The following is a 22,978-nucleotide window of genomic DNA, read 5'->3' on the forward strand; positions in this document are numbered from 1 at the left end:
TCTGCCAAGTCCTGCCCTAGCCCGGTGCCGCCGGGTGCTGCGCGAGGGCGTTCTGCCACTCCGCACGGACCTCGTCATCCCTTTCGTCCGCACCGCAGCGGGCGAACGCGGCGCGCAGGGACGACGCGTCGAGGAGGCGGCCGACCGCCCAGACGGCGGCGCCGCGCACCAGGGGCGAGGAATCCCCCAGACACCGCGCGGCCTCCGGGGCCAGGGCGAGCGACCCTGAATTGCCGATGGCGACGAGGACGTTGCGCAGGAAGCGGTCGCGGCCCGTGCGCTTGATCGGCGTGCCGGCGAACCGCGTCCGGAAAGCAGCATCGTCCAGACGCGCGAGTTTGGCGAGGGGCGGGGCGGCGAGATCCGCCCGCGCCGCCAGCCGCCCTTCACCCGCGACCGCCGCGAACTTGTTCCAGGGGCAGACGGCGAGGCAGTCGTCGCACCCGAAGATGCGGTTGCCGATGGCGGCGCGGAATTCGCGCGGGATCGGACCCTCGTGCTCAATGGTGAGGTAGGAGATGCAGCGCCTGGCATCGAGCTGGTAGGGCGCCGGAAAGGCACCCGTCGGGCAGATGTCGAGGCAGCGCCGGCACGAGCCGCAATGGTCGGTCTCGGGCGCGTCCGCCACCAGATCGGCCGAAGTGTAGATCGCCCCGAGCAGGAGCCAGTTGCCGTGGGCCCGCGAGATCAGCACCGTGTGCTTGCCCTGCCAGCCGAGGCCGGCGGCTTCGGCCAGCGGTTTCTCCATCACGGGGGCGGTGTCGACGAACACCTTCACCCGCACGTCGCCCTTGGCCGAGAGATAGCCGCCGAGCTCCTTGAGCTTGCCCTTCAGCACCTCGTGATAATCGCGGCGCTGCGCATAGGCCGCGATGGCGCCCCGGTCGCGCCGGTTCAGCACGTCGAGGGGATTTTGGTCCGGCCCATAGGTCATGCCGAGCATGATCACGCTGCGGACGCCCGGCCACAGGGTCGCCGGATCGGCGCGCTGGTCGGCCCGATCCACCATCCACGTCATGTCGCCGTGATGTCCGGCCGCGAGCCAGACCGGCAGGCGTTCGACCAGGGCCGGCACCGCATCGGGCCGGGTCACGCGAATGTCGTCGAAGCCGAGGTGCCGGGCACGGGTCTCCACGGCCCGGCGCAGGTCGTCCCCCGCCAGGATCTTTCGCGGCGGACGAAGCTTCGTCGGGGCGTCGGTCAGAAGTCCAGGTCCGCGTAGTGATCCGCCGGAGCCATGCCCGGCACCCGGTCGGCCAGGAGCGTGCGGAAGCACGGGCGCGACTTCACCCGCGCGTACCAGTCCCGCGCCGTCTCGTCCTCGTCCCATGGCACGTCGCCGAGATAATCCACGCAGGAGAGGTGGGCCGCCGCCGCCAGATCCGCATAGGTCAGATGGTCGCCCGCGATCCATTTGCGGCGGGACATGAGGTAGCCGATGTATTTCAGGTGATAGCGCACGTTGGTGCGCGCCGCCCGGATGGCGTTCATGTCCGGCGGGCCGCCACCGGCGGCGCTGTTCATGAAGCGCTTGAAGATCTTTTCGGTGACGAGGTAGCCCGTCACCTCCGAATCGAACTTGACGAGGAACCAGTCGAGGAGACGACGGACCTCGACCCGGGCCGCCGTGGTCTCGGGCAGGAGGCGACGGCCGCTGAGGCCGAGCCCCCGCGTCTCGTCGAGGTACTCCGCGATGATGCCGGCACCGGGGATCGCCAGTCCCGACTGCTCCACCAGGACCGGCGTGGTGCCGGCCGGGTTGATGATGAGGAAGGCGTCGCGCCGCTCCCACGGGCGTTCCTCCAGCAGGGAGGGCTCCATCCCCATCTCGGCAAGCACGAGGCGGATGAAGCGCGAATGGGGGCAGAAGGGGGAGTGGTGAAGCGTCGCCATCGAGGCCGTTCGGACGGGGGAAGCTGCCGGGGACGAGCCGTATCGGGCCCCTCGCAGAGGGTCGCCTGTCGAGACATATTGCTCGATCGTTGCCGCCTCATTAACACGCTCGACCAAAGGCGGTAACCATCCGTCAACCGACATGGTCGAAGGCTCGGATGAAATCCAAGGCCGTCCCCGGCCTGCGGAACGCGTGGCCGCGCCACGACACGATCCCCCCGACAACGTTCAGCGAGGCGATACGATGATGGATGCGACGAGCATCGCGAAAGCGGTCGTCCTCGCCGTCGTGGAGGGCGCGACGGAATTCATCCCGGTCTCGTCCACGGGGCACCAGCTCCTGGTCGGCCATTTCATCGGCTTCCAGTCGCCCAACAACACCTTCGAGGTGCTGATCCAGCTCGGCGCCATCCTGGCGATCCTGGCGGTCTATTTCGGGCGGCTGCTCGGTATCGCCAGGGCCCTGCCGAGCGATCCCAACGCCCGGCGCTTCGTCCTCGGCATCCTCCTCGCCTTCCTGCCGGCGGCCATCATCGGCGGCCTGTTCTCGAAATACATCAAGTACTATCTCTTCAATCCGTGGATCGTGTGCGCGACCCTGGTGGCGGGCGGCCTCGTCCTCCTCGTCCTCGACGAGACCGACCTCGAGGTGAAGAAGCGCGACGTGTTCGACTTCTCCCTGCCGATGGATTTCAAGATCGGCCTGTTCCAGTGCATCGCCATGATCCCCGGCGTGTCGCGCTCGGGCGCCACCATCGTGGGCGCCATGCTCATGGGCGCGGACAAGCGCTCGGCTACGGAATTCTCGTTCTACCTCGCGATCCCCACCATGGCGGGCGCCTTCGCCAAGGATCTCCTCGACAACTACAAGAACCTCTCCCGGGACGACACCGGCCTCATCGTCATCGGCTTCATCGTGGCGTTCTTCTCCGCCCTGTTCGTGGTCCGCACGGTGCTCGACTACGTCTCCGCCCACGGCTTTCGCCTGTTCGCCTGGTGGCGCATCATCGTCGGGTCCCTCGGCTTCTTCGGGCTGATCGTGTTCGGTTAGGGCGCGGCGTCCCGGCGGGGACCGGAGGACGATTTCCGGACCGGGCCGGCGTATTCCATATCCAGGTTCGGGGGCGATTGCGTCGACGGGCGCCACGGTGCAAGGGCTTTCGGGACATTGTGCTGAGCCCGGCCCCACGTGGCCGGCGTCCCGATCGCGAAGGCCCGAACGATGGAAGACCGTCCCCTCGCCGACCTGTTTCCGCCCGCGACCCGTGAGCGCTGGCTCGGCCTCGTCGAGGGTGTGCTGAAGGGCGGCGACTTCGAGAAGAGGCTCGTCTCGAAGACCGCCGACGGCATCCGCATCGAACCCCTCTACGACCCGGCCGAGCCCGTGGCTCAGCCCATGCGGCAACCCGGCTCCTGGCGGATCGCCCAGCGGGTCGATCATCCGGCGGGCGAGACGGCGCGCGATCTGGCCCTCGCCGACCTCGAAGGCGGGGCGGACGCCCTCACCCTCGTGTTCTCCGGCGCCCCGGCCGCCCGGGGCTTCGGCCTCACCGCCGCCACGGCCGAGGCGCTCGACGCGGCCCTGGCCAGCGTGATGCTGCCGCTCATCGCCATCCGCCTCGATGCCGGCGGCCGTGGGCTGGAGGCGGCCGCCCTGCTCAAGGGCGTGGCCGAGCGGCGCGGCGACGCCCTCGGCGGTCTCGACATCGATCTCGGCCTCGACCCCGTCGGCACCTTCGCGGCGACGGGCCGCCTCGGCGCCGATTTCGGCAAGGACCTCTCCGACGCGCTCGCGACCTTCGACGGCGCGGGCTTCGCCGGGCGGGCCTGCCTCGCCGACGGACGCCCCTATCACGAGGCCGGCGCCAGCGAAGCGGCGGAACTCGCAGCCGTCCTCGCGACGGCGGTCGCCTACCTGCGGGCCCTGGAAGCCGGCGGCCACGACGTCGCCCGCGCCCGCGACGCCGTCGCGGTGCTGCTGGTGGCCGATGCCGACGAGTTCCTCACCATCGCCAAGTTCCGGGCCATGCGCCGGCTGTGGGCACGGGTCGAGGCGGCCTGCGGCCTCGAGCCCAAGCCCTTGCGCCTGCACGCGGAAACCGCCTGGCGGATGATGAACCGCAACGACCCGTTCGTGAACATCCTGCGCACCTCCATGGCGGCGGGTTCGGCGGGCCTCGGCGGCGCCGACAGCGTCACCGCCCTGCCCTACACCGCGGCCCTGGGCCTCGCCGACGCCTTCGCCCGCCGGGTGGTGCGCAACAGCCAGATCGTCCTCATCGAGGAATCCAACCTCGCCCGGGTCGCCGATCCGGCGGCGGGTGCCGGCAGCTTCGAGACCCTGACGGACGCCCTGACCCGGACCGCGTGGGAGGCGTTCCAGGCCATCGAGGCCGAGGGCGGCATCGTCGCGAGCCTCCGGTCCGGCGCCCTCCAGGCCCGGATCGCCGAGACCGCGAAAACGCGCAAAAAGAACGTCGCCACCCGCCGCGAAGCCCTGACGGGGGCAAGCGAATTCCCGTTCCTGGCCGAGAAGCCGGTGACCACCCTCGACGTCGCGCCGCTGCCGGGCGAGGCCGTTCCGTTCGGCTCCGGCGAGGGCCTCACCTGCGCGCCCCTGCCCTCGCGCCGCCTGGCCGAGCCCTACGAGGCGCTGCGCGAGGCATCCGATGCGCACCTTGCCGAATCGGGCAAGCGCCCTCGGGTGTTCCTGGCCAATCTCGGGGCGGTGGCGGTGTTCAACGCCCGGTCCACCTTCGCCGCCAATGCGTTCGCCGCCGGCGGCATTGAGGCGGTGAACGAGGACGGGTTCGACGCGGCCGACGCCGCGGCGCAGGCGTTCGCGAAGTCGGGCGCCCGCATCGCCTGCCTGTGCTCGTCGGACGCGGTCTACGCGACCCATGCGGCGGCGGCGGCGCGGGCCCTCAAGGCGGCGGGCGCGGCGCGGATCTACCTCGCGGGCAAGCCCGACGAGGCCTTGAAGGCGGCGGGCGTCGACAGCTTCCTGTACGCCGGCGCCGATCTCCTCGCCCTCCTGGGCGAGGCGCGGGACGCGGCGCGCTGAGGCGGCAACCGAACCGGCGCGGGGCGCGTTTTCCGAGCGTTGCCGTATCACCCCCGGACCGGAAAACCATGCGCTTCCAGATCGTTACCCTCGTGGCTCTCGCGGGCCTCACCGCCCCGGCATCCGCCGCCACCAAGAAGGTCCAGGTGCCGAACCGCTATGACGGGGCCTGGAGCATCGAGGTGGTCACCCTCGACGGTCCCTGCGATCGGGCCTACCGCTACGGCGTCCGGATCAACCGCGGCGAGGCGACCTATGCCGGCGGCGACTTCTCCATCAGCGGCCGGGTCTCCGGCAACGGGGCCGTGCGCGCCGTGATCCGGCGGGGTTCGGACAGCGCCGACGTGGTCGGGCGCCTCGGCCGGCAGGGCACGGGCGGCGGCACCTGGAACACCACGGGGCTCATCGGCTGCAGCGGGCGCTGGAACGCCGAGCGGCGCGGCTGAGGTCGGGCGCGCCGGTCCACCCCACCCCCGCGCCGGGGAATCGCCGGTCCGCCCGTGTGATGCGCCGGTCACAGGACCGTCCAAAACCGCGCGACGGACCGCGAAGGCCCTGTTCCCGCCGGAATTGACGGGGAAGACTCGGTCCGGGTTCGAAGGCGGTTTCGATCGGGGCTTCACGCGATGAAGACATGGTGGCTGGGTGCGCTCGTTCTCGTCACGGGCCTGGGTGCCGAGGCCCAGGCCGCCTCGCGGGTCCCGGGGCGGCCGCACCCGGTGATGTCGCCCCTCGAGACGGCGGCCACGGCGTGCTTTGCCGAGACCATCCTGTCGAATCCCGCCGCCCTGCGGCATGCCCGGGCGGGGCGCTGGTACGAGGCCGCCGGCGTCATCGGGTTCCTGTGCCGTCCCGAGGTGGACGCCATGGTGCGGGCGCATGACGGCCTGCACGGCCGCGGCACCGGAGCGCGCTTCTTCCGCACGGCCTACACCCGGCACCTCGGCGAGGAACTCGCCGGGCAGCTCCAGCCGATGCTGGCGCGCCAGGACGTCGCCAGCGCCGAGCCCGTCGCGGACAAGGCCGAGGCGGACAAGCCCGCCGAGTAGACTCGCGAAGGTTCGGACGAACCGAACGTTCTGCAGAAGACGTCATCGCCCGCCGGCGGCCTGACGACACCGATCCTTCAGATGCGTGCTGTAGCGTGATCCCTTCGTGCGATGCCGCGCGGGTGGAGAGCGCCTTCATGCTGGATGTGCGGCGGCCCGAAGCGCGTCTTCCGGGTGAAGAGGCGCGTCTTCCCGCTGAAGAAGCGTGTCCTGCCGGTGAAGGGGCGCCTGTCCCCCACGCCGCCGCGCCGCCGGCCGGCCTCGCAGCGCTCCTCGACGGGTTGTGCCGGGCCCTGGCGGCCGCGGCCGCGGAGATCCGCCTGCCCGACGGATCGGTGGTGTGCAGGGGGGACGGCCGCGACCGCGCGGAGCCGCATCCGTCCGTCGACATCCCCTTGGAGGACGGACCTTCGGGGGACGGGCCGTTCGAGGACGTCCCCCCGGCGGCCGGGGGCCACCTCGGCATCCTGCGCCTGTGGGCGCCGTGGGCGCGGCACCCGTCGGCGGCCCAGGCGGCAGGCCTGTCGGGCTTCGTCCTGGCGGCGCGCCTCGTCCTCGAGCGGCAGCGCGACGCCGCCACCCGGATGCGCCGCGACACCGAGCGGACGGTTCTGTCCGCCATCGTCCGCGACCAGTCCGCCGCCCTCGCCCACCTGCGCGCGACCTTCGAGGCGGCGGGCCGGGTCGCCCGGATCGGCGTGTGGGAATGCGACCTGCGCAGCCAGCGCCTGACCTGGACCGACGCGGTCTACGACCTCTTCGGGTTTCCGCGCGGCAGCCCCCTCGACCGCAACGCGACCCTGCGCTGCTATCCGCCCGGCGCCCGCGAAACCATGGAAACCCTGCGGGCCCGGGCCATCGCCGAGGGCGGCGGCTTCCACCTCGACACCCAGATCGTCACCGCGGGCGGCCAGCCGCGCTGGATGCGCCTGACCGCCACCGTGGCGTCCACGGACGGCGTGCCCGTGCGCCTCTTCGGCATGAAGCAGGACATCACCGAGGAGCGGCTGCTGGCCGACCGGACCCGGCACCGCGCCGAGACCGACGGGATGACCGGCCTGCCCAACCGCGGCGTGTTCGAGGCGCGGCTCGCCGCCCTGGATGCGTCCGACGCGGGCCCGCCGGATGCGCCGTCCCCCGGTGCCCTCCTGCTCATCGACCTCGACGGGTTCAAGGCGGTCAACGACACCTTCGGGCACGCCATGGGCGACACCTGCCTCGGGCAGGCCGCCCGGCGCCTGCGCGATGCCTGCCGGCCCGGCGACTTCGTGGCCCGGATCGGCGGCGACGAGTTCGGCGTCCTCCTCGGCGGCCCCCTGGCCGGATCGGAGCCCGAGGCCTGCGCCGAACGGATCGTCGCCGCCCTCCACACCCGCATCCGCGGCAACGGCCTGAGCGTCCGGCTCGGCGCCTCCGTCGGCATCGCGCGCATCGGCGACTGCGACGCCACCGAATTGTTCGCCCGCGCCGACCGGGCCCTCTACGCCGCCAAGGCCGCGGGCCGGAACACCGTCCGGAGCTTCGGCCCGGCCCTCGCCGGGACCGCCTCGGCCCGGAACCGGCGAGCCGCCCTGCCCTGAGGCGGTACGCGGGCCGGGGTGGAGCGGACCCGCGAGGGCCGAGCCCCCGCCCGGCGACCGGCACCGGGCGTCCGATGACGGTCCGCCGGAGCCTGGCCGAAGACACTCGACCGCACTCGCGGGCCCGATCCCCGCGGGAGACGGCCGACGCTCGATATCGGAACCGAACGACCGGGTTGGGTGGATTTCCGCCGGTCCGCTCTCAAGCAGCAAACGTTCGAAGCAGGCGTTACGCGGTCACTCCAAGCGAGCGCTCCCAAGGGTTCGCTTGTCACCTACCGAGCACACGGACCTGGAAAGTCTCGAACCGGCATTGACGCTGTGTCGCCTGATGAGGCTCCTTGTGCCTGACGGTTCCTCCTCGGAGGATCAAAAGGGAACGCGGTGAGGGCTTGGCCCGATGCCGCGGCTGCCCCCGCAACTGTAAGCGGCGAGCCCATCATCAACACGTCACTGGATCTGCGAGGATCTGGGAAGACGATGAGAGGGCGGTGACCCGCGAGCCAGGAGACCTGCCGTCAGTCGTGGTCACACGCGAAACGCATCGGGCGGGGTGTCCTGGTGGGTGTCGAGGCGTTCGCATGTCGCGGGCGGACCGGCGTCTTCGCGGTGACGTGCCACAGACGTCGCCCGAGGTCCTATGTCGCCCGTTCGTTCACGGCCCGCCTACCAAGCCCTTCTGCTCGCTTCCTGCGCCAGCCTCGTACCCTACGGCGCTCAGGCTCAACGAGCCTCTTCCCAGGCAGCAGAAGCCAATCTGGCGGAACTCTCAGTGACGGCGGAGGCGCCAGCCACCAATACGACCGGGCCTGCCGCGAGCGCAGGGTACGTCGGCGGTGTCACTGGCATCGGCGGTAGCCTCAGAACTGTCGATGCGGCGAGCGCTGGAGTGATTTCAGGCGCGCAGATCAACAGCCGCCCGATCACCCGACCCGGCGAGGTTCTGGAGAGCGTGCCGGGCCTGATCGTTACCCAGCATTCTGGGGAGGGGAAGGCCAACCAGTTCTTCCTGCGCGGGTTCAACCTCGACCACGGCACCGACATCGCCATCTCGGTCGACGGCATGCCGGTGAACATGCGGACCCATGCCCATGGGCAGGGCTACGCCGACCTCAACTTCCTCATCCCCGAACTTGTCGGCGCCGTCGAGTTCCACAAGGGGCCGTACTTCGTCCGCGACGGCGACTTCGCCTCGGCCGGGTCGGTGCGGATCGATTACCTCGACAAGGTGGACCGTAACCTCGCCCTGACCTCGTTCGGCTCCTTCGGTTTCAAGCGAGCGTTGACCATCGCCTCCACGCCGCTCGGCCAGGGCACCCTCCTCGTGGCCGGCGAGGCCCAGACCTATGACGGTCCGTGGGACGTGCCGGACCGCCTACGCAAACTCAACGGCGTCGTCCGCTACAGCCAGGGCACGGCGCTGGACGGGTTCTCGCTCACCGGAATGGCCTACTGGGCCAAGTGGAACGCCACCAACCAGATCCCGGAGCGGGCGGTCTCGGAGGGCATCATCGGGCGCTTCGGCACCCTGAACCCGACCGATGGCGGCGATACCGGCCGCTTCTCACTCTCCGGGCGCTGGAGCCAGACCAGCGACATCGGGATCACGCGGGCCAACGCCTACCTCATCCGCTACCAGATGAACCTGTTCAACGACTTCACCTACTTCCTCAACGACCCGGTGAACGGCGACCAGTTCCGCCAGCGCGACAGCCGGGTACTCGGCGGCGGCGAGGTCGGCCATACCTTCCAGGGCGACCTGTTCGGGATGCCGATGGAGAACGAGATCGGCGTCCAGACCCGAACGGACTCGATCCGGGTGGGTCTGTTCAACACCACGAACCGGCAGTATCGCTCGACCGTCCTCGACGACCGCGTGCTGGAGGCGAGCGGGGCGTTCTACTACGAGAACCGGCTACGCTGGACCGACTGGCTCCGCACCAGCGTCGGCTTCCGGGCGGATACCTACTACGCCGACGTCGTATCCGACACGGCGGCAAACTCCGGCAAGGCGCGCGATAGCATCGTCAACCCGAAGCTCGGCCTGGTGCTCGGTCCCTGGTTCGATACCGAGTTGTTCGTGAATTACGGCGGCGGCTTCCACTCGAACGACGCTCGCGGCGTGACCGCCACCGTCGATCCGGCAAGCCCGCTGTTCAACATCAGCCGCTCGCCCTTCCTGGTGCCCTCGACGGGGTCCGAGATCGGCCTGCGCAACCGCAGCATCGCCGGCCTGGAGACGGCGGTGACACTGTTCCAACTCGACTTCGCCTCCGAGAACCTGTTCCAGGGCGACACCGGCACCACCGAGCCGAGCCGCCCCACGCGGCGCTTCGGCGTCGAGTGGACCAACCGCTACGCGGTCACGCCTTGGCTTTCGCTGGAGGGGGACCTGACGGTCACCAACGCCCGCTTTGCGGACCGGGACCCTGCCGGCAACCGGGTGCCCGAGGCCCCGACCACCATCGCGTCGGCCGGATTCAATTTTGGCGAGGGCTTGGGCTGGTTCGGCTCGATGCGGTTTCGGTACTTTGGGCCGCGCCCCCTGATCGAGGACAACTCGGTCCGCTCCAAGCCGACCGCGCTGCTCAACGGCCGCGTCGGCTACAATTTCGAGAACGGGGTCAGCCTCTCCCTCGACGTCCTCAACCTCACCAACGCCAAGGCCGACCAGATCACCTACTTCTACACCTCGCGCCTACCCGGAGAGGGAGCGGACGGCGTCGCCGACCGGCACTTCCATCCGGTCGAGCCGACAGCGGTAAGGCTGACCCTGGCGGGTCGGTTCTAGGATCTTCGAACGTCCGATGTCGGGGAGGACGGAGATGGGCTACTTCGCCCGGGTCGGGTCGAAAGCCGCCGGTCCGCTTTCGAGGGTTGAGACCGAAGACCGAAAAGCTGTTCCGGAGGCGACGACGCTCCGCCACCACTTGCCTTCGCCACCACTTGCCGCGCCGACGCCGTGCTCGGCGGCCGGCCGTCCCCCCGCCCGAACGTTTGGATCGGGCGCGAATTTCTCAAATCACCCTCCGCGTGGGCGACGTTCGCCCGTCCGGCGGATGCTGGACGATCGCGGCGGCGCGCGGTAGGCGTCCGCGGCGGCGGCGGGGTTTTCGCGCGGGATGGGATCGGCCCTTTGAACATGCAGGCGGGGGCGGACGCGCGGATCATCTACCTCGACGTGGACGGCGTCGTCACCACGGTCGCCTATCAGCGGCAGGCCGGCCGGGACCGGCTCAATCCGGTCCAGGTCGCCCGCGTCGCCGCCCTGGTGCGGGAGTTCGACGCGCGGGTGGTCGTTTCCTCGACGTGGCGCGTCGACGATTGCCGTCCGACCCTGATCGAGGCCGGCCTGCCCGAGACCTGCTTCCACCCCGACTGGCGAACCGCCATCCTGCCGACGAGCCGGGATGCCGAGACGGGCGCCATGCGGCCCGCCGAGCAGGCCGGGCGCGGCGACGAGATCAGCGAGCACGCGACCCGGAACCGCATCACCCGCTACCTCATCCTCGACGACGTCGAGGTCGGCCCGGCCCATGCGGGACGACACGTGCGGCCGATGGCGGAGTGCGGCCTCAGCGAGGCGGATGGAATCCTGGCCCGGAGGCTGCTGGCGGGGATGGCGGACGCTCCACCGCGGATGGGTCGGGCCGGCACGGTCCCGTCATCCGTCGATTTACGGTCTCGTAGGGATTGAACTTTCCCAGAACACGGGCCATTCCATGACGGTGGAGTGACACCCGCGTCACACTGCCCCCGACATCGACAGGGTCGTCTCGACCTTCGCCGGACCTGCCCGTCCGGTCCCTCCTCGACGCCGCACCCGTGCGGCCGCCGGGGGCGCGTCGCGTCGGATCGTCCATCGGCAGGAAGGAGTGGCTGCGATGTTCGGGTTCCGGATTCAGGACAAGACGTCCAGTCCCTCGCTGGCCGCCCTGGGCATCGTGGAACGGTCGGAGGCGCGGGCCTATGCCGCCCTCATCGCCACCGGCTGGTCCGAGATCGGGTTCGGGTACCACGGCACCGTCCACGCCCATCCCGACCACCCCGGCGTCGTCGTGCGCTTCGCCCGCAAGGCCGACGGGTTCGGCGACTATGCGGCCCTGCTCCGCACCGGGTTCGCGGGCTCCGACGGCCCGCACGCGCCGCGCATCCACGACCTGCACGTCAGCCGCTGTGGCGCCCTGATGACCGTGGGCGCACGGCTGAGCGATCCGCCGCGGGATGCCTGGTGGCTGGCCTACGCCCACGCCGTCATCGCCGACCATCCGGGCGTCGCCATGGACGAGGGTGTCCGCGACCGGTTCAGGGTGGCGTGGCCGGCGCATGAGCCGCGGATCGATCATGCGAGCTTCGACGGCATCCGCGAGGCGTTCAGGGCCGCGTGGCCCGGATACGAGGCCTATGTCGCGGCCCTGCGGACCGTGTCGCCGCAGGGGCTCGATCCGAACATCGGCAATGTCCTGGTGGGGATCGACGGCAGTCCCGTGGTGAACGACCCCCTGTGCGACGATGGCTACGGCCTGTGGCGCTCGCCCCTCGCCCGCGGCCTCGCCCGCTACGCCGAGGTCTCCCGTCGACTGGCCGGCGAGGTTTTGGGTCGACTGGGCAGGGCCCCCGTGCCGGTCTGAATCCGCCGGACGCACATCGAGCAGGGCACGCGGCGCGAAGCCGCCGGCCTGCATCTCGACGCGGACGACGGGACCGGCTCGGATGGTCGGACCGGGGCACGGCACGCTCCGCCGGACCATCACGTTATCTTGATTGCAGTCTCGCGGGTGCGCGCCACAAAATCCCCGCACGCCGGTCCGATCCTGGCTGGCATACGGCACACCAACCCATCCGGCCGTTCGTCTCGGAACGTCAGAGCACGGCATGTCTTCTCCCGACAACGCGACCACGGCCCATCTGAAGGCCATCGCGGCGGCGTTGCAGATTCCCCTCGACCAGCTCGTCGAGAACGCCGCGACGTGCGAACTCGACGACGCGAACGAGTGTCTCCGGCTCTGGTGCCTGCTCAAGACCACGGAGGGCCGTGGTCGCGCCCTGGCGGCGCTCCGCGCGGTGGCGGACGGCGAAGCGGCCTGAACGCCGAGGGGCCCGACGCCGCCTCTCCGCGAAACTCGGACGCGATCGATCGCTTATCCTCCGCCCTGCGGTGAGCGCGGCCACGTCGTCGGCAGTCGATGGCCTGCGGGGATCTCGGCCGCCGCGCGCCGAGCGCCGCCGCCGAAGACGAATGGGAGATCCGGCATGCGGACTTTCACGGCGAATTTCAGGGCCTCACCATGAACACTCCGATGATTTTTGGAATTTGAGCTCGTCGCTCTTCCAGATCATGGCCCTATCGATCAACAACATGGGCAGTACGCGGTCGATATGTATAAATACAAACGATAAATGTCAGTCTTGTTTGTTTGCCGACCACATCTATAGTGTGTTGTTATAAGATCACAACTGACAAAGCCGTGATTTATGTACGGATTATGACCAAGACTCGCCCCGAGACTTGAGTAGGACTGCCCCGTCCGCCGTCTGGAACGGCACGAGAGGGGCGAATCATGGACTTGAAGCAAGGTGTCTCGATCATCGCCGTCATGGTCGCGGCGTATGGATCGACGGGCGCACGGGCGCAGACCGCCACCGTCACGCCCGCCGACACCAACATTCTGAACCTGCTGTCACCGTTCCTCGGTCTGAACGCGACCGAGATCGGCCGGCAGACCCTGCGCGACAATCTCCAGCAGTCGATCGCGACCAACAACGCGGCGCCCCCGCAGCAGCAGAAGCTGGCGATCAGCGACAAGTCCGGAATCGTCGCCGAAGGGCTCGGTCCCGTCCTGGGGGGACTCCACACCGCGTCCCTCGCGAGGGACGCGAAAGCGCCGAACAGTCCGATCCGCCAGGTCGACGAGATGATGTCGAAGGCGCTGACACTGTCGGCGTCCGCCGTCACCACGACGAAGAACTACTTCGCCAACGGCGCGGCCATCAATCCCGGCACCGTGACCGCCGGTTACGTGCCCGTCCGGGCCGTCGCGCCCCCCGGCTACAGCCTGCCGACCTTCGGCGATCTGCCGAACGCCAAAGACAGCGTCTACAATCTCGCCTACGGCGTCTCGAACGGGCAGCCGGGCCAGAACGTCTACGGCAACTCGCGGCCGCTGCAGGTCTCGAGCCAGATCAATCGGTTCGACCCGACGGCGATCAACTCCGTCGCCACCAGCTCGGCCTTCCCGAGCGGCCACACCACCTACGCCTACACCTACGGCACCCTGTTCGCGATGCTGGTGCCGGAGCAGTTCCAGGGCGTCCTGTCGCGCGCCGCCGAGTTCTCCAAGAGCCGCGTCGTCCTGGGCGTGCACTACCCGCTCGACCTCGCCGCCGGCCGGTCCCTGTCGCTCTACAGCCTGTCCCAGGCCCTCACCAACCCGCTCTACATCAACAACGCGGCGACGACCGGCACGGCGCTCAACCTGCCGAGCCTGTTCACGGCGGTGCAGGCTCCGTACCGGGGCAGCCTCGCGGCCCAATGCGGCGACACCGTCGCGGCCTGCGCCGCGAGCGCCGCCAACACGGCCAACAACCCGTATGCGGCTTCGGCGGCGAACCAGGCGGCCTACCGGCAGGGTCTCACCTTCGGCCTGCCGACGCTGACCTTCGCGCAAGCCCCGCGCGAGGCGGCGCCGGCCGGCGGGCCCGATCCGTCGATCCTGCTCGCGACCCTCTACGGCGGCAGCACCGCCGCCGCCCGGACGATCGCCCCGAACGGCGGCCTCCACGGCCAGCTGGCGACGGACACGATCCAGCAGATCGTGGTCAACACCCAGACCAACGCCCTCGCGGCCCTCTACGGCACGCCCTGGAGCTACTGGAGCCGCCTCGACCTCTATTCGGCCGCCGGCTATTTCGGGAACGTCACCGGGACGCTCCGCATGGACGGCACGGATCGGCTGACGACAAACGCCACCATCGGCAGCGGCGGCGCCCTCTACGCCAACGGCACCATCACGGGCCTCGCCACCGTGGGCTCCGGCGGCCTCCTCGGCGGCACCGGCACGGTCGGCGGCGTCACTGCCCTGTCCGGCGGCACCGTCGCCCCGGGCAACTCCATCGGCACCCTGTCGGTCGCCGGCAACGTCGCCTTCGCGGCCGGGTCGACCTACCAGGTCGAGGCGAACGCGGCCGGCCGGTCCGACCGGATCGCGGCCTCCGGCGCCGCGGCCCTCAGCGGCGGCACCGTGCAGGTGCTGGCCGCCGGCGGGACCTACGATCCCCGCACCCAATACACGATCCTCGACGCGGCGTCGGGCGTGTCCGGCCAGTTCGCCGGCGTGACCGCCAACCTCGCCTTCCTCAGCCCGAGCCTGCGCTACCGGCCGAACGCCGTCGACCTGACCCTGACCCGCAACGACCTGGCGTTCGCCACCGTCGCGCAGACCCGCAACCAGGCCGCGGTGGCGACGGCGATCCAGGCCGGCGGGGCCGGCACCGGCTCCTACGACCGCACCGTGGGGCTCACCACGCCGGAGGCCGTCGGCGCGTTCCAGGCGCTCACCGGCGACATCCACGCCAGCGCGATCACGGCCGAATTCGAGACCGCGTTCTTCGTGCGCGAGGCGATCCTCGGCCGGATGCGCCGGGGCGCGCGCCCCGGTGACGGCGAGGCCACCGATTACGGCCGCCTGCCGGCCGCCTACACGGCGGATCTTCCGGGCCGCCGGGCGGCGCCGGTCCCGGTGCCGATCCGCGTCCTCGACCCGCGGGTGTTCGGCGTCTGGGGCCAGGGCTTCGGCAGCTTCGGCCAGGCCCGGAGCGACGGCAACGCGGCGAGCCTGTCGCGCCAGACCTCGGGCTTCATCCTCGGCGCCGACGCGCGGGTCGCGGGCGGCGTCCGCTTCGGTCTCGCCGGCGGCTACACCGTGACGAACCTCGACACCGCCGGCCGGCTGCAGTCGGGCGTGATCGAGAGCGGGTTCGGCGGCGTCTACGGCGGCTACGAGCACGGGCCGGTCTCCCTGCGCCTCGGCGCGGTCTATGCCGACAACGCGGCGCGCCTGCGCCGCACGGTGCTGTTCGCCGGGGTCACCGACACCGCGGCCGCGCGGACCGGCGGCGCGACGATCCAGGGGTTCGGCGAACTCGGCTACAAGGTCTTCCTCGGCGGCGGCGCGCCGTCCGGCGGGGAAACCGGGCCGGCACCCGTGACGACGCCGTCCTACATCGAGCCCTTCGTCGGCGGCGCCTACGTCTCCATCCGCCGCGACCGGTTCGCCGAGACCGGGGGTGTGGCGGCCCTGACCGGGTTCGCCCGCGATTACGACCTCGGCACGGCCACGGCCGGCCTGCGGGCGCAGGCCAGCCTCGACCTCGGCCTCGGGGTTCCGGTCTCCGTCCACGGCCTGCTCGGCTATCGCCGCGCCTTCGGCGACGTGGTTCCGACGGCCCTGCTCGCCTTCGGTGCCACCGGGCCGACCTTCCTGACGGCCGGCATCCCCATCGACCGCGACGCCCTCGTGGCCGAAGCCGGCCTCGACCTCCGGGTCTCGGCCAACACGACCCTCGGCGTGGCCTATACCGGCCAGGCCGGCCGCCGCGCCGAGGACCACGCGGTGAAGGGCAACTTCACCTATCGGTTCTGAGCCGATCCGGTGCCCGGCCGGGGAGATCGGCCGGGCGCCCGCACTTACGGTACACGCTGAATCCGGGGAAAGCGCCGCACCGGCCGCCCGCCCCCACCGCCCTACCTGGCTACGGCACTCACACATCTCGCGGGATGCTCGGGTCCCCTCTCCTGGAAGGAGAGGGACAGGGTGAGGTGTGGGACTTGTTCGGAGATGTCCCACACCTCACCCCAACCCTCTCCTTCCAGGCAGGGCGATCGCAGATGACCTCCGGTGTCATTCCGGGGCGCCGCAGGCGAACCCGGACCCGGAGGGCCGCGCCGGAGGCGTGCAATCCAGAGCCGCCGACAGCGCAAAACCTTGCCAAACCGGTGTTTCTGGTTCCCGGGTTCCGCTGCGCGGCCCCGGGATGACAAAGCGCCGCGGGCGTTCTCAAGGTCCTAAACGCCCTATGCGATCGCCCTGCCTTCCAGGAGAGGGAGCACCCGTGGGCCTCACGCCCGCATCCGGATGCCGTCAGGGGCCCTGTCTCTGCACGCGATTGGCCCGCTTGCATTTGTGTGAATCCGGTAGCCTTCCAGGAGAGGGGGCCTGTCGCGCCTGATGCCGGCTCATTGTGGCTCTCGATATCAGCCGCCGGGCGGATGTGTGAATCCGGTAGCCGCCCTACCTGGGGCGGATGGATCGCAGCTTCCCCCTCACCCGCGCCGCCGGGCTCGACCGCCTGACGGAGTTCCTCGCCGGCGCCGGCGCCGCCTATGCGGGCGACCGCAACACCGACCGGGGCCCGGGGCAGCGCCCGACCACCTCGGCGCTCTCGCCGTACCTGCGCCGGCGCCTCGTCACCGAGGCCGAGGTGGTGGAGGCCGCCGGGCGGGCCTTCGGCGACGGCGGTGCCGACAAGTTCGTGTCCGAGGTGTTCTGGCGGACCTACTTCAAGGGCCACCTCGAAACCCATCCCGCCGCCTGGACGGACTGTCTCGCGCAGGCCGCCGCCGGCCACGACCGCATCGCCGCCGAGCCCGGCCTGCGCCGGACCCATGCGGCGGCCATTGAGGGCCGCACCGGCTTCGACGGCTTCGACGACTGGGCCCGCGAACTCGTCGAGACCGGCTGGCTCCACAACCACGCCCGGATGTGGTTCGCCTCGATCTGGATCTTCACCCTGCGCCTGCCCTGGGCGCTGGGCGCCGACTTCTTCCTGCGCCATCTCGTCGACGGCGACCCGGCGAGCAACACCCTGTCGTGGCGCTGGGTGGCGGGCCTGCACACCCGCGGCAAGCACTACGTCGCCCGTGCTGAGAACATCCGGCGCTACACCGACGGGCGCTTCGACCCCGTCGGCCTCGACGAGTATCCGGACGCCCTCGACGAGGCGATGCCCCCCCGTGAGGTCGCCCTGCCGGAGGCCGACGCGGCGCCGGCGGGCGACGTCGCCCTGCTGCTGCACCTCGACGACCTGCATCCGGAGAGCCTGCCCCTCGGCGGGGCCCGCGTGGTCCGGGTCGGCGGCCTGATCGCCCATGCGGCGGGGGCGTCGGACCGCGTCAGGGCGGCGGACGCCGCCGCCATGGCGGACGCCCTGGCGCGGGCCGAGGACAGGTTCGGCTGTGCGGCCGGCCCGGCGGCGGAGGGCTGGGCCGCCGGCCTGCCGGTGGTCACCGGATGGGCGCCGGTCGGCCCCTCGGCCGCGGCGTTGCCGGACGGGTGCCTGCGCGTGCGCCGGGCCTGGGACGCGGCGGCGTGGCCGCGCTCCACCCGCGGCTACGGCCGCCTGCGCTCCGCCATCCCGGCCGTGCTCGACGCCTGATCCGGCACACACGGCGACAACCATCGGCTGTCATGACGCCCGCACACGCAATCGTGTCCGTGCGCGCCGAAGGGTTCGGCGGGTCGCCCGGCGTTCTCAAGAATCCCTCCGGCGCTGCCGGGGGCGGGACCGGCACGGACCCATGGGCGACGGCGTTCGGAACGGGTTCCGAGTCCGCGCGGTTGTGCCCCTTTCACGGACCGGACCCGAGCTGATACCGGGGAAAAGACCGTGCCGGGCGGGCGTGCATCCTGGGGACCCCATCCTTGAACCGACCGATCGACCGCGCGACGGGCGCCGACCTGACGGTCTGCGACCGCGAGCCCATCCACATCGTCGGCAGCGTCCAGCCGCACGGATTCCTGCTCGTCCTCGATGCGGCGAGCCTGACCATCGTCCAGGCGAGCGCGAACGCGCCGGTGGCGGCCGCGCCGGGGACGGGTCTCGACGGGGCCCTGCCGGAGCTCGCCTCGGTGGTCCGGCGCCATCTGGCGGAGCCGCCGGATCAGGACGGCGCCCTCTACCTCCGCACGGTGAGCCTGGGGGCCGGCGCCGCCCGGCAGGCCTACGAGGTCGCCGCGCACCGCGTCGACGGCCTCGTGGTGGTCGAGCTCGAGGAAACCGACGACGCCTCGGGCGAGTCCGAGCTCGACGCCCTGACGCCGCGGCTGCGCGCCTTCGTCCAGCACCTCCACGCGGCGCGCACGGTGGAGGATCTCTGCGCCCTCGTCGCCCAGGACATCCGGCGCATCACCGGCTTCGACCGGGCCCTGGTCTATCGGTTCGACCGCGACTGGCACGGCACGGTGCTGGCCGAGGACGGCAACGGCGTGCTGCCGTCCTACCTCGACCTGCGCTTCCCGGCCTCCGACATCCCGGCCCAGGCGCGGGAGCTCTACCGGCGCAACCGCCTGCGCATCATCCCGGATGCGGGCTACGCGCCGGTTCCGATCCGGCCGATGCTGACGCCGTCGGGACAGCCCCTCGACCTCAGCCAGTCCGTCCTGCGCTCGGTCTCGCCGGTCCATGTCGAGTACATGCGCAACATGGGCACCATGGCCTCGATGTCGGTGTCGATCCTCGTCGACGGCGCCCTGTGGGGTCTCATCTCCTGCCACAACCGGGAGCCCCGGCGGGTGCCGCTCCAGGCCCGCAACGCCTGCGACGTCCTCACCCAGATCTTCGCCCTGCAGCTGTCGGCCCGCGAACGCGGCCACCGGGCCGAGCAGCGCCTCGCGCTCGGCGCCGTGCAGTCGCGCCTCCTCGGCTTCATGGCGGAGGAGGACAGCTTCGTCGACGGGTTGCTCAAGCACCCCGAGGACGTCCTGGCCCTGGTGAATGCCGAGGGCGCCGCCGTGGTCACCGCCGAGCATTGCCGGCTCCTCGGCGCGACGCCGTCCCAGCGGGACGTGCGGACCCTGTACGAGTGGCTGTCGGCCAACACCGACGAGTCCGAGGTCTTCGTCACCGAAAGCCTGTCCGAGGCCTTCTCCGGAACCGACGCCTTCCCCCAGGCGGAGGCGTTCGCGACCCTCGCCAGCGGCCTCCTGGCGATCTCCGTGTCGAAGCGCTACGCCAGCTACATCCTCTGGTTCCGGCCCGAGGTGGTGCGGACGGTGAAATGGGGCGGCAACCCGGTCAAGGCGGTCCAGGCCGATCCGGCCGGCGGACCCGACCGCCTGCACCCGCGAAAATCCTTCGCCATCTGGGCGGAGACCCTCAAGGGCCGGTCCCTGCCGTGGTCCGCCTCCGAGATCGAGGCGGCCACGGACCTGCGCGCCTCGGTACTCGGCATCGTGCTGCGCCGGGCCGAGGAGCTCGCCGCCATGAGCGAGGAGCTCCAGCGCTCGAACCGGGAACTCGAGGCGTTCTCCTACTCGGTCAGCCACGACCTGCGCGCGCCGTTCCGGCACATCGTCGGCTACGCCAACCTCCTGAAGAACCGCGAATCCGCCAACCTCTCCGAAAAGGGCCGGCACTACGTCGACACCATCATCGAGGCCGCGTTCTCGGCCGGCACCCTCGTCGACAACCTGCTGTCGTTCTCGCAGATGGGCCGGCACGCCCTGAATCGGATCTCGGGCGACATGAACACCCTCGTGGACGAGGTCCGGCGCAAGGCCCTGCGCGACGTCGAGCCCGGCCGCGTCGTCCGGTGGGAGATCGGGGCCCTGGGCCGGGCCTATGCCGATCCCTTCATGCTGCGCCTCGTCCTCGAAAACCTGTTCTCGAACGCGGTGAAGTACACCCGCGGCCGGGCCGAGGCGGTCATCGAGGTCGGGCGCCTGCCGCCCCGGGACGGCGAGGCGGTGTTCTACGTGCGCGACAACGGCGCCGGCTTCGACATGGCCTATGTCGACAAGCTGTTCGGCGTGTTCCAGCGCCTGCACCGGGTCGAGGATTTCGAGGGCACCGGCATCGGCCTCGCCAACGTGCGCCGCATCGTCGAGCGCCACGGCGGACGGACCTGGGCCGAGGGTGTCCTGAACCAGGGCGCGACCTTCACTTTCACGCTGCCCCTGCGGGCGGAGGGACACTGAGATGGCCGGATTGAAGCCGATTCTCCTCGTCGAGGACAACCCGAACGACATCGAACTCACCCTGGCGGCCCTTGAATCCAGCCAGCTCGCCAACGAGATCGTCATTTGCCGCGACGGCGCGGAGGCGCTTGACTGGATCTACCGGCGGGGGCCGCACGACAAGCGCCAACCGCAGGACCCGGCCGTGATCCTCCTCGACCTGAAGCTGCCGAAGGTCGACGGCCTCGAAGTCCTGGCCAAGGTGAAGGGCGATCCGGCGACCCGGGGCATCCCGGTGGTGATGCTGACCTCGTCGCGCGAGGAAACCGACGTGGTGCGCTCTTACGACCTCGGGGTGAACGCGTTCGTGGTGAAGCCCGTCGGGTTCGACGAGTTCTTCGCCGCCATCAAGGACCTCGGGGTGTTCTGGGCCGTCCTGAACGAAGCGCCGCCGCACAGGGGAGGCTGGCCATCCAACGTCTGACCGGAAGCGGTGCCCTGCGCATCCTCCACCTCGAGGACAGCGACCTCGACGCCGAGCTCATCGAGGCGGAGCTGGAGACCATCGGCCGCCCGGTGGTGATCGAGCGGGTGATGACCCGCGACGCGTTCGCCGCCGCGGCCCTGCCCGCCCGGCACGACCTCATCCTGGCGGACTACGTCCTGCCGACCTTCGACGGCATCAGCGCCCTGGGCATCGCCCGCGCGCAATGCCCCGAGACCCCGTTCGTGTTCTGCTCCGGGACCCTCGGCGAGGACGTCGCCGTCGAGGCCCTGAAGAACGGCGCCACGGACTACATCACCAAGCAGCGCCTCGACCGGATGCCCCGCACCATCCTGCGGGCCCTGGCCGAAGCCAAGGCGCGGGCCGACCGGCAGGCGGCGGAGGCGGCGCTGCAGGCCGTCAACGAGACCCTGGAGGTCCGCATCGTCGAACGGACCCGCGAGCTCGCCGAGGCCAATGCCGAGCTCAAGCGCGAGATCGCCGAGCGCGAGCGGGCCGAGGACGCCCTCCGGCTGAACCAGCGGCTCGAGGCGGTGGGGCAATTGACCAGCGGCGTCGCCCACGACTTCAACAACCTCCTGACCGTCATCGCCGGCAACATCGAGTTTTTGGAGCGCGCCGTGTCCGACGAGCGCTCGAAGCGCCGCCTCGCGATGATGAAGGGGGCCGCCGACCGCGGCGCCCGCCTCACGGCGCAGCTCCTCGCCTTCTCGCGGCGCCAGCGCCTGGAGCCGACCCCCGTCGGCCTGAACCAGACCGTCGCCTCCATGGGCGACCTGCTGCAGAGCTCCATCGGCGGGGCGGTCCAGATCGAGACCCTGCTCCAGGCGGACCTGTGGCCGGCCCTGGTCGACGCCACCCAGATCGAGCTGGTGATCCTGAACCTCGCCATCAACGCCCGCGACGCCATGGCGGTGGGCGGCCGGCTCACCGTCGAGACCGCCAACGTCACCATCACGGGCGCCCCGTCGCGGCCGGAGCAGCCCCAGCCCGGGGAGTACGTCATGGTCTCCGTGAGCGACACCGGGACCGGGATGACGCCGGAGGTGCTCGCCCGGGTGTTCGAGCCGTTCTTCACGACCAAGGAGGTCGGCAAGGGCTCGGGCCTCGGCCTCGCCCAGGTCTACGGCTTCGTGAAGCAGTCCGGCGGCGGCATCCGCATCGACACGGTCTCGGGCGAGGGAACCTCCATCAAGGTCTACCTGCCGCGGGTCGCCGGCGACGCGGCGGCGGCCCCCCCGCGCCCCGGCCCCGTCGACTGCGCGCGGACGCATCCGCCCGGCGGCCGGCCGGTCCTGCTGGTGGTCGACGACGATTCCGAGGTCCGCGAGGTCACGACGACCCGCCTCGCCGAGGCGGGCTACGACGTGCGCGAGGCCCCGTCCGGCCTGCAGGCCCTGGCCTCCCTCGAAGCGGACCCGTGCATCGACCTCGTCGTCCTCGACTTCGCCATGCCGGGCATGAACGGCGCCGAGGCGGCCATCGAGATCCGCCGGCGCTGGCCGGACATGCCCGTCCTGTTCGTCACCGGTTTTGCCGACACCGACGCCCTGACGAAGGCGGGCGTCAACCGGGCCGACGGGATCGTGCTGAAGCCGTTCCGCGTCGGCGAGCTCGAACGCAAGGTCGCCCTCGCCCTCGCCGAGCCGATGTCACCGGGATTGCGCCTGGTCTCGAACCGTTCGTAGCCCGGACGCGCGTCCGTACCCGACGCGGGACCTCGCCGTGACCGGGCGTCCCGTGCGGCGCTCATGGACGGGACCACCCTCTTCCAACGTCTCCCCCCGATCGGTTCGGTCGATCGCGCGTCTCGCTGGCGCGAAACGACGAGGCGTGGGTCGCGACTCGTTTCGGGCAGGGCGATCGCAGAGGGGTGCATGCGTTCGGGCCGGCCCTTGCCCCTTCGTGCAGAGCGTCTGCGCGCATCCCCTCTC

The 22,978-nt window shown here is 71.0% G+C and carries 16 protein-coding genes and 1 riboswitch; of the genes, 14 read left to right on the top strand and 2 right to left on the bottom strand.

Going from position 1 to position 22,978, the window contains the following annotated elements:
* Positions 1–16: 16 nt before the first annotated feature.
* Entirely contained in the window at positions 17–1,135 is a 1,119-nt protein-coding gene (queG, locus tag ASF28_RS02280; RefSeq protein WP_274533105.1) for a tRNA epoxyqueuosine(34) reductase QueG, read from the bottom strand.
* A gap of 65 nt (positions 1,136–1,200) precedes the next feature.
* A complete protein-coding gene (locus tag ASF28_RS02285) occupies positions 1,201–1,893 on the bottom strand; it encodes a glutathione S-transferase family protein (RefSeq protein ID WP_056087095.1) in 693 nt (230 codons plus the stop codon).
* 247 nt (positions 1,894–2,140) lie between these two features.
* Here ASF28_RS02285 and ASF28_RS02290 point away from each other — a divergent pair, with 247 nt between their 5' ends.
* From ASF28_RS02290 to ASF28_RS02355, 14 genes are all read left to right on the top strand, one after another.
* Positions 2,141–2,944 carry an undecaprenyl-diphosphate phosphatase gene (locus tag ASF28_RS02290; protein WP_056087097.1) on the top strand — a complete coding sequence of 268 codons (804 nt, stop codon included), beginning with the start codon at positions 2,141–2,143 and terminating at the stop codon, positions 2,942–2,944.
* Between the two features lie 171 nt (positions 2,945–3,115).
* Positions 3,116–4,957 carry a methylmalonyl-CoA mutase family protein gene (locus tag ASF28_RS02295; protein ID WP_056091085.1) on the top strand — a complete coding sequence of 614 codons (1,842 nt, stop codon included), beginning with the start codon at positions 3,116–3,118 and terminating at the stop codon, positions 4,955–4,957.
* A 68-nt stretch (positions 4,958–5,025) separates the two neighbouring features.
* Positions 5,026–5,403 carry a hypothetical protein gene (locus tag ASF28_RS02300; protein ID WP_056087100.1) on the top strand — a complete coding sequence of 126 codons (378 nt, stop codon included), beginning with the start codon at positions 5,026–5,028 and terminating at the stop codon, positions 5,401–5,403.
* A 180-nt stretch (positions 5,404–5,583) separates the two neighbouring features.
* Positions 5,584–6,006 (top strand): hypothetical protein, encoded by a 423-nt coding sequence (locus ASF28_RS02305; protein ID WP_056087102.1) that lies wholly within the window; start codon positions 5,584–5,586, stop codon positions 6,004–6,006.
* A 137-nt stretch (positions 6,007–6,143) separates the two neighbouring features.
* Complete coding sequence (locus ASF28_RS02310) at positions 6,144–7,586, top strand: diguanylate cyclase domain-containing protein (protein ID WP_244474862.1); 1,443 nt, start codon at positions 6,144–6,146, stop codon at positions 7,584–7,586.
* A 334-nt stretch (positions 7,587–7,920) separates the two neighbouring features.
* Positions 7,921–8,120, top strand: a riboswitch (cobalamin riboswitch).
* Positions 8,121–8,226: 106 nt separating this feature from the next.
* Positions 8,227–10,377 (top strand): TonB-dependent receptor, encoded by a 2,151-nt coding sequence (locus ASF28_RS02315; protein WP_082475947.1) that lies wholly within the window; start codon positions 8,227–8,229, stop codon positions 10,375–10,377.
* 351 nt (positions 10,378–10,728) lie between these two features.
* Positions 10,729–11,283: an HAD domain-containing protein gene (locus tag ASF28_RS02320; RefSeq protein WP_157085278.1), complete on the top strand. Its 555-nt coding sequence runs from the start codon at positions 10,729–10,731 to the stop codon at positions 11,281–11,283.
* A gap of 187 nt (positions 11,284–11,470) precedes the next feature.
* Positions 11,471–12,217, top strand: coding sequence for a hypothetical protein (locus ASF28_RS02325; protein WP_056087109.1), 747 nt, complete (start codon positions 11,471–11,473; stop codon positions 12,215–12,217).
* A gap of 244 nt (positions 12,218–12,461) precedes the next feature.
* Positions 12,462–12,674, top strand: coding sequence for a hypothetical protein (locus ASF28_RS02330; protein ID WP_056087112.1), 213 nt, complete (start codon positions 12,462–12,464; stop codon positions 12,672–12,674).
* A gap of 473 nt (positions 12,675–13,147) precedes the next feature.
* Positions 13,148–16,228, top strand: coding sequence for an autotransporter family protein (locus tag ASF28_RS02335; protein WP_056087114.1), 3,081 nt, complete (start codon positions 13,148–13,150; stop codon positions 16,226–16,228).
* Between the two features lie 661 nt (positions 16,229–16,889).
* Entirely contained in the window at positions 16,890–18,020 is a 1,131-nt protein-coding gene (locus ASF28_RS02340; RefSeq protein WP_056087116.1) for an FAD-binding domain-containing protein, read from the top strand.
* A gap of 266 nt (positions 18,021–18,286) precedes the next feature.
* On the top strand, positions 18,287–20,560 hold the full coding sequence (locus tag ASF28_RS02345; protein WP_056087118.1) for an ATP-binding protein: 2,274 nt from the start codon (positions 18,287–18,289) through the stop codon (positions 20,558–20,560).
* Between the two features lies 1 nt (position 20,561).
* Entirely contained in the window at positions 20,562–21,023 is a 462-nt protein-coding gene (locus ASF28_RS02350) for a response regulator (protein WP_056087121.1), read from the top strand.
* A gap of 20 nt (positions 21,024–21,043) precedes the next feature.
* On the top strand, positions 21,044–22,732 hold the full coding sequence (locus ASF28_RS02355; RefSeq protein WP_443189722.1) for a response regulator: 1,689 nt from the start codon (positions 21,044–21,046) through the stop codon (positions 22,730–22,732).
* Positions 22,733–22,978: the final 246 nt, after the last annotated feature.

The sequence above is a fragment of the Methylobacterium sp. Leaf99 genome (genome assembly GCF_001422375.1).
GTDB lineage: Bacteria > Pseudomonadota > Alphaproteobacteria > Rhizobiales > Beijerinckiaceae > Methylobacterium.